The sequence below is a fragment of the uncultured Algibacter sp. genome (assembly GCF_905480415.1).
GTDB lineage: Bacteria > Bacteroidota > Bacteroidia > Flavobacteriales > Flavobacteriaceae > Algibacter_B.
The window spans coordinates 1-6,347 of record NZ_CAJQQI010000024.1 but is presented as its reverse complement, the minus strand read 5'-3'; the positions used below and the strand labels follow the sequence as shown (position 1 = coordinate 6,347).

The window sequence follows — 6,347 nt, the reverse complement described above, 5'->3', positions numbered from 1 at the left end:
GTAGGACTTGCCGGCTGCAAAGATACAACCTTTTAAAATTTTCACAATGATTTTTTAAACTGATTTTAAATAAATACCTTGCTTTAAATTATAAATTTAAAATGAAAAGATTCAAATATCTCACAATCATATTTTTAGGTGTATTACTAATTTCTTGTGGTTCAAATTCTGGCCATAAAAAAAGTGATTTCACCATTAAAACTAATGCCATAAAGGGTAATATTTTTAATAGTGCAATATTACAACTGTCTGTAGAAAACAAAAAGAATCATACTATTGATTCTATTTTGTATCGTTTAAACGGAAATATAATTAATGAGGCTTCAGCATTAAACAATTTTAAGTTAGGTAAGCAAACCGTTGAAGCCACTATATATTATGATGGCGAAAAACAAACGACCTCAGCAACAGTAACCATTTTAAACAGTGAATTGCCTAAAGTATATACTTATAAAATAATTAATGAATATCCACACGATATAACATCCTATACACAAGGTTTAGAGTTTTATAACGATACTCTTTTTGAAAGTACAGGCCAGCTTAAAGAATCTAAGCTTAGAAAATTAAATTACAAAACGGGTACGGTTCTTAAAGATTTAAAGTTAGCAGATGAATATTTTGGAGAAGGACTAACCATTTTAAATAATAAAGTTTATCAATTGACTTGGCAAAAAGGTACAGGTTTTGTTTACGACGTTAACACATTTAAAAAAATAAGCAGTTTTAGATATGGTAATAGCAAAGAAGGGTGGGGTTTGTGTAATTATAATAATATCATTTACAAGAGTGATGGCACTGAAAAAATATGGTTGCTAAATTCTGAAACTTTAGTTGAACAAGAGTATATTCAAGTGTATACTAATAAAGGAAAAATAATTGGTATCAATGAAATGGAATGGATTGATGGGAAAATATATGCGAATCGCTATCAAAAAGATGGAGTAGCCATTATTAACCCTAAAAACGGAGCTGTAATTGGAGTTGTAGATTTTAAACCATTAAAGAAACTTGTTACTCAACATGAAGGTTTAGATGTTTTAAATGGTATAGCATACAATCCAAAAACGAAAACTATTTTTGTAACCGGTAAACGCTGGGATAAATTATTTGAGGTTGAGATTGTCGAGAAATAAAGACGATTTTTTAATTAATTAAACTCTAAATTTATTAATTGTTAATTTTCTTTTTCCAGATGATAATTGAGGAATTTCATCTACATAATTAATTTTTATGATAGAATCTTCTCCTAAATAATTTTTTAACATCCTTACCATTTTTGTTTCATGCTTAAAAGCCTTGTCCAAATTAAGATTAACAATATAAGTGTTTTCGTTCTCTTGAATAAGCTGAAATTGTTTAAACTCAGGAAAATGCTCCAATTCATAAACTACAGTTGTCATAATTCTACCTCGAGTATCATAAATAGTATCCATTTTTCTGCCATCAACTTTAAAAAACGATGGAGCCCCATTAAAACAAGCTTTGTCAACATCCATTACAGCTATATCCCCAGTATCATATCGTATCATGGGTAAATGAAAATTAAACAAATCAGTCACAACTACTCTACCCTGCTCTCCATAATTTACGGGAGAATCATTTTCCATATTTAAAATTTCAATATAAAAACTAGCCCAATTAATATGAAAAAAATTCCCTCCATTAATTATTTGTTGAGAAAGAATACCATTTTCCATATTTGAATATCTAGAAAGTATATCAAAGTCAAAATATTTTTTTATAGATTTTTTTGTATAATCTCCTAATGCTTCAGCGTTAGCAATCATTGAAGTTATATTTACTTTTATTGGTTTTGAATTTATACTATCCAAATATTTACAGATTTCTTTAAAAGCCGAAGTATAACCCAACATAGCATTACTAGAGTTTCCAGTTTTAATATCCTCCACTAGTTTTGAAATTGCAACATCATCTAAATGTTTAACATTAACTTTCCTTATATTTTGAATCAAAGAAAATAATTTACTTTTAGAAGGAACGTTATTCCAATCTCTTATGTAAAATAATTTTTGACCTAATTCATAACCTGCTTTTTTACCAAAATATATAGTATCAGCCGTATTTCTATATTTTTTATTTTTATCTAAATATACTGTAAAAGGTGTACCAGTAGAGCCGCTTGTATATACCTCAAAACTTGGTTTACCTTTATACTCTTTTGATACAAAATTGTCAAACTGTTGTCTGATAAAAACTTTATCAACTACTGGGAAGTCACTAAGGGAATTGTAATTTTTATACTCATTATAAAAGGGTGTTGTATTTACAGCATGTTTAAGTAATTTTTGCAAGTATAAATCTCTTTTTCCTTGAGATTTATCAGTACTATAGTTATCTAAAATAAAACGAACATCTCTGTAATGAGATCGAACTTTTCCTCCTTTTAAAAAATCTACTCCCCAAAAAGAATAGTATCTTAATTTCTCTAATAATTTCATTAATGTTGATAAAGTACCAAGTGATAGTTCTAATGCAAGGTAACAAAAAAGTAAGATTTTTAAATTTTTTTTAGCTGAAATGCATTATTTTAAGACAAAAAATTTCGCACAATTATTAACAATCAAATATTAAAGATCTAGTTTTAATTTGATGATTATTAGAAAAGGTTTTAAGAATGATGGTAATAAATTAATTAAACTTAAATCTTTCTAGTAGCAACATTAAGCTAAATTTCTTAAGTTAATTATAACTCAAACCATTTTTGTAACCGGTAAACGCTGGGATAAATTATTTGAGGTTGAAATTATAGAAAAATAAATACTTCGAAAGGATAGCTATTTAAAACTGGTTTTAGCTTTAAAGTTTAAACCAGTTTTTAGTTATAGTCTTTTCTATATCATGATTTCCTTTATGAATAAACTCGTTCTTAATAGCATTATATTCATAGTCTTTACCCCAAATTTCAAAATGTTTTGAAACTTCTTTTATTGCACCACAAATAAATTCAATATCGCCATTAGTCATCGTTGGGTGAATAGACATTCTAATCCAACCGGGCCGTTCCATTAAACAACCGTCAAGTATTTTTTCCTCAATAGCCTTTGATGTTAGTTGATCTACATGCAATAAATAATGACCATACGTACCCGCGCAAGAGCAACCTCCACGAGTTTGCACACCAAATTTATCATTTAAAAGTTTTACAATTAAATTGTAATGTGCATCATCTATATAAAAAGAAAATACCCCTAACCTTTCTTTATGTTCTGGTGCTAAAATTTTAAGGTTATCAATTTTAGAAAGGTTATTAAAAACTAACTGATTTAATTCGTGTTCACGATTTAAAATATTTTGAACACCCATTTTTTCTTTTAGTTGAATAGATAATGCTATTTTTATAGCTTGTAAAAAACCTGGAGTTCCACCATCTTCTCTAGTTTCAATATCATCAATATAATCATGGTCTCCCCACGGATTTGTATAGCTTACTGTTCCTCCTCCTGGATTATCAGGCACCACATTTTTGTATAATTTTTTATTAAAAATTAAAACTCCTGATGAACCTGGTCCTCCTAAAAACTTATGAGGCGAAAATGTAATAGCATCTAGGTATTCATCATCATGTTCAGGATGCATGTCAATATTTATATAAGGTGCAGAACAAGCAAAATCCACAAAACAAAGTCCATTATTTTGATGCATAATTCGTGCTATTTCATGGTAATTTGTTCTAATACCTGTAACGTTAGAACACCCAGTAATAGCTGCGATTTTTATAGGACATTTTTGGTGTTTTTCAATAAGTTCTTCTAACTTAATTGCACAAGGTAATCCATCTTCATTTGAAGGAATCACTTCTACTCTGGCAATAGTTTCTAACCAAGAGGTTTGATTAGAATGATGCTCCATATGCGATACAAAAATAATTGGGCGCTTCTCTTTAGGAACATCTGTATAATCTTTTAAATTTTCATAAAGCTTAAGCCCCAAAATACGTTGAAACTTATTTATAGCACCCGTCATTCCTGTACCAACTGTAATTAATACATCTTCTTTTGAAGCATTTACATGGTTTTTAATAATTTTTCTTGCATCACGATAAGCTAAAGTCATAGCCGAACCTGTTATAGAGGTTTCAGTATGCGTATTTGCTACATAAGGTCCTATTTCACTTAGCAGTTTTTCTTCTATTGGTATATATAATCTTCCACTAGCAGTCCAATCTGCATAAATAATTTTTTTTCTTCCATAAGGCGAATCAAAATATTGATTTATACCAACAATATTATTTCGAAACTGCTCGAAATATTGTTCTAGTTTTGAAGGGCTATTAATTACTGAATCAATCATAATATCAATTAAGATTTATAAAAACTCTATTTAGTTTTATTGAAAACTTCTAAACCACCTTCTAAAAACCTAGCATATTCATCTTCATCCGGAGTATATCCTACAGGTTCAATTAAAACTTTATTTCCATCAGAATTTAATAACACATAATATGGCTGTGAATTAGACCTAAAAAATTGCGTCTGAAAATTAGCCCATTTATGCCCATAATTCTTAAGTAAACGTTTACCTCCGTTGACCCTATTTACTTCAACTTTTTCATCTGTTGGCAAATCTTTTTTATCATCAACATATAAAGAAATTAAAACATATTCGTTTCGTAAATAGTTATCAATTTTCTCTAATGGCCATATATGCTCTTCCATTTTTCTACAATTTACACAAGCGTAACCTGTGAAATCAATCATAATTGGCTTATTAACTTGTTTTGCATAAGCAATACCTTCCTTTAAATCTTTGAAGGTTTTAAGATTATTTGTTGTAGAACTAGGGTACAACCAACTATACCCTACTGGAGGCGCTAAACCACTAAGTAGAGTTAAAGGCGTAAATGTTGTTGTTTCTTTATTTACTCTAAACCCAGAAGCTAAATAGATTGCAAATGCAGCTACTAGTATGCCTCCAGCAATTCTCGAAAAAGACAACTTTTTAATTGGAGAATCATGAGGAAACTTAATCTTACCAAATAGATATAATGCTAAACCAGCAAAAATAATAATCCAAAGAATTAAAAATGGTTCGATCTTTAATAATCCCCAATGCTTTACTAAATCTGCATTAGATAGGAACTTGAAAGCCAGGGCTAATTCTAGAAATCCTAAAATCACTTTAGTTGTGTTTAACCAGCCTCCAGATTTTGGTAACGCATTCAACATATTTGGAAACATAGCAAACAATGCAAACGGTAAACCTAAAGACACACCAAAACCTGCCATACCAGCCGTAAGCTGCCACGCACCACCATCGGCTGTTAGAGATCCTGCTAGTAAAGAACCTAAAATTGGTCCTGTACAAGAAAAGGAAACAATGGCCAAGGTTAATGCCATAAAGAAAATACCAATTATACCCCCAGCATTTTCGCCTTGAGTGGTTTTGTTTGTCCAACTTGATGGTAATGTTAATTCATAATACCCGAAGAATGAAAAAGCAAAAAACATAAAAACTATAAAGAAAATGACATTCAACCACACATTCGTTGATATCTCATTTAATATATCAGGATTAACAGAATCTAAGAGGTGAAAAGGGATACTTAAAATTAAATACACTAATAAAATAAAAAAGCCATATAACAATGCTTTTCCAATACCCGAACTTTTAGTTTGGTTTCCCTTTTTTGTAAAAAAGCTAACCGTTAACGGAATCATTGGGAACACGCAAGGTGTTATAAGGGCCAATAAACCTCCTAGAAAACCTAACCCAAAAATAGTCCAAAGTGATTTTTTTTCTTTTATTTTACCCGATAGTAAGGTTATATCTTTAGGAGCCATTCCATAAAGCATTTCATTTACAGACTCGTTATCTATTGATTGCTCATCTATAACTTTAGTATTTTCTGCTTTATTATTTCCTGTTATATTAAAAACCAAATCGACTTCAGTTGGCGGTAGGCATCGCGTATCATCACAAACCATAAACTCAACCGTCCCTTTTACAGATGTAACATCTCCTAATAATTGAACTCTTTGCACAAAAATAGCAGACTTTTCGAAAAATTTTATCCTCATTTGAAAAACAGGATCGTCTACAGTTTTTCCCTCTAACTCGCCAGTATTGCCAATAATTTTGAAAGCACCATTTGCATCATCAAAAGTAAATGTTGTGGGTATAGGACCATCTGCAGGAACATTTTGAGAATATAGATGCCACCCAGATTCAATAGTTGCTTTACTGACCAAATTATATTCAGTATCTGAAAATTTCTCAATGGAAGTTTGCCATTTTACGGGTTCTAATATTTGAGAATTTCCAACCGTAAAAGCTATTAAAGCAAATAGGAGGATTAAGTGTTTTTTCATGTTTAAATTTTTAAA

5 protein-coding genes are annotated in these 6,347 nt (G+C 30.1%); 2 read left to right on the top strand and 3 right to left on the bottom strand.

Annotation, left to right across the window (positions count from 1 at the left end; genetic code table 11):
- Positions 1-101 precede the first annotated feature (101 nt).
- Positions 102-1,136, top strand: a complete 1,035-nt coding sequence (locus QZ260_RS02295; protein ID WP_295982278.1) for a glutaminyl-peptide cyclotransferase — start codon at positions 102-104, stop codon at positions 1,134-1,136.
- Between the two features lie 18 nt (positions 1,137-1,154).
- Here the strand turns inward: QZ260_RS02295 and QZ260_RS02290 are convergent, their stop codons facing one another.
- Entirely contained in the window at positions 1,155-2,462 is a 1,308-nt protein-coding gene (locus tag QZ260_RS02290; RefSeq protein WP_295982277.1) for a CoF synthetase, read from the bottom strand.
- A gap of 244 nt (positions 2,463-2,706) precedes the next feature.
- Here QZ260_RS02290 and QZ260_RS13170 point away from each other — a divergent pair, with 244 nt between their 5' ends.
- A complete protein-coding gene (locus QZ260_RS13170; RefSeq protein ID WP_365969042.1) occupies positions 2,707-2,781 on the top strand; it encodes a glutaminyl-peptide cyclotransferase in 75 nt (24 codons plus the stop codon).
- 39 nt (positions 2,782-2,820) lie between these two features.
- On the opposite strand, the gene QZ260_RS02285 is transcribed toward QZ260_RS13170, so the two are convergent.
- Both QZ260_RS02285 and QZ260_RS02280 read right to left on the bottom strand, forming a co-directional pair.
- The gene (locus QZ260_RS02285) at positions 2,821-4,314 is read right to left on the bottom strand and encodes an aminotransferase class V-fold PLP-dependent enzyme (RefSeq protein WP_295982275.1); all 1,494 of its coding nucleotides are present in this window, start codon (positions 4,312-4,314) and stop codon (positions 2,821-2,823) included.
- A gap of 26 nt (positions 4,315-4,340) precedes the next feature.
- Positions 4,341-6,347, bottom strand: a 2,007-nt coding sequence (locus tag QZ260_RS02280) for a cytochrome c biogenesis protein CcdA (protein ID WP_365969040.1), incomplete at its 5' end; no start/stop codon positions are given.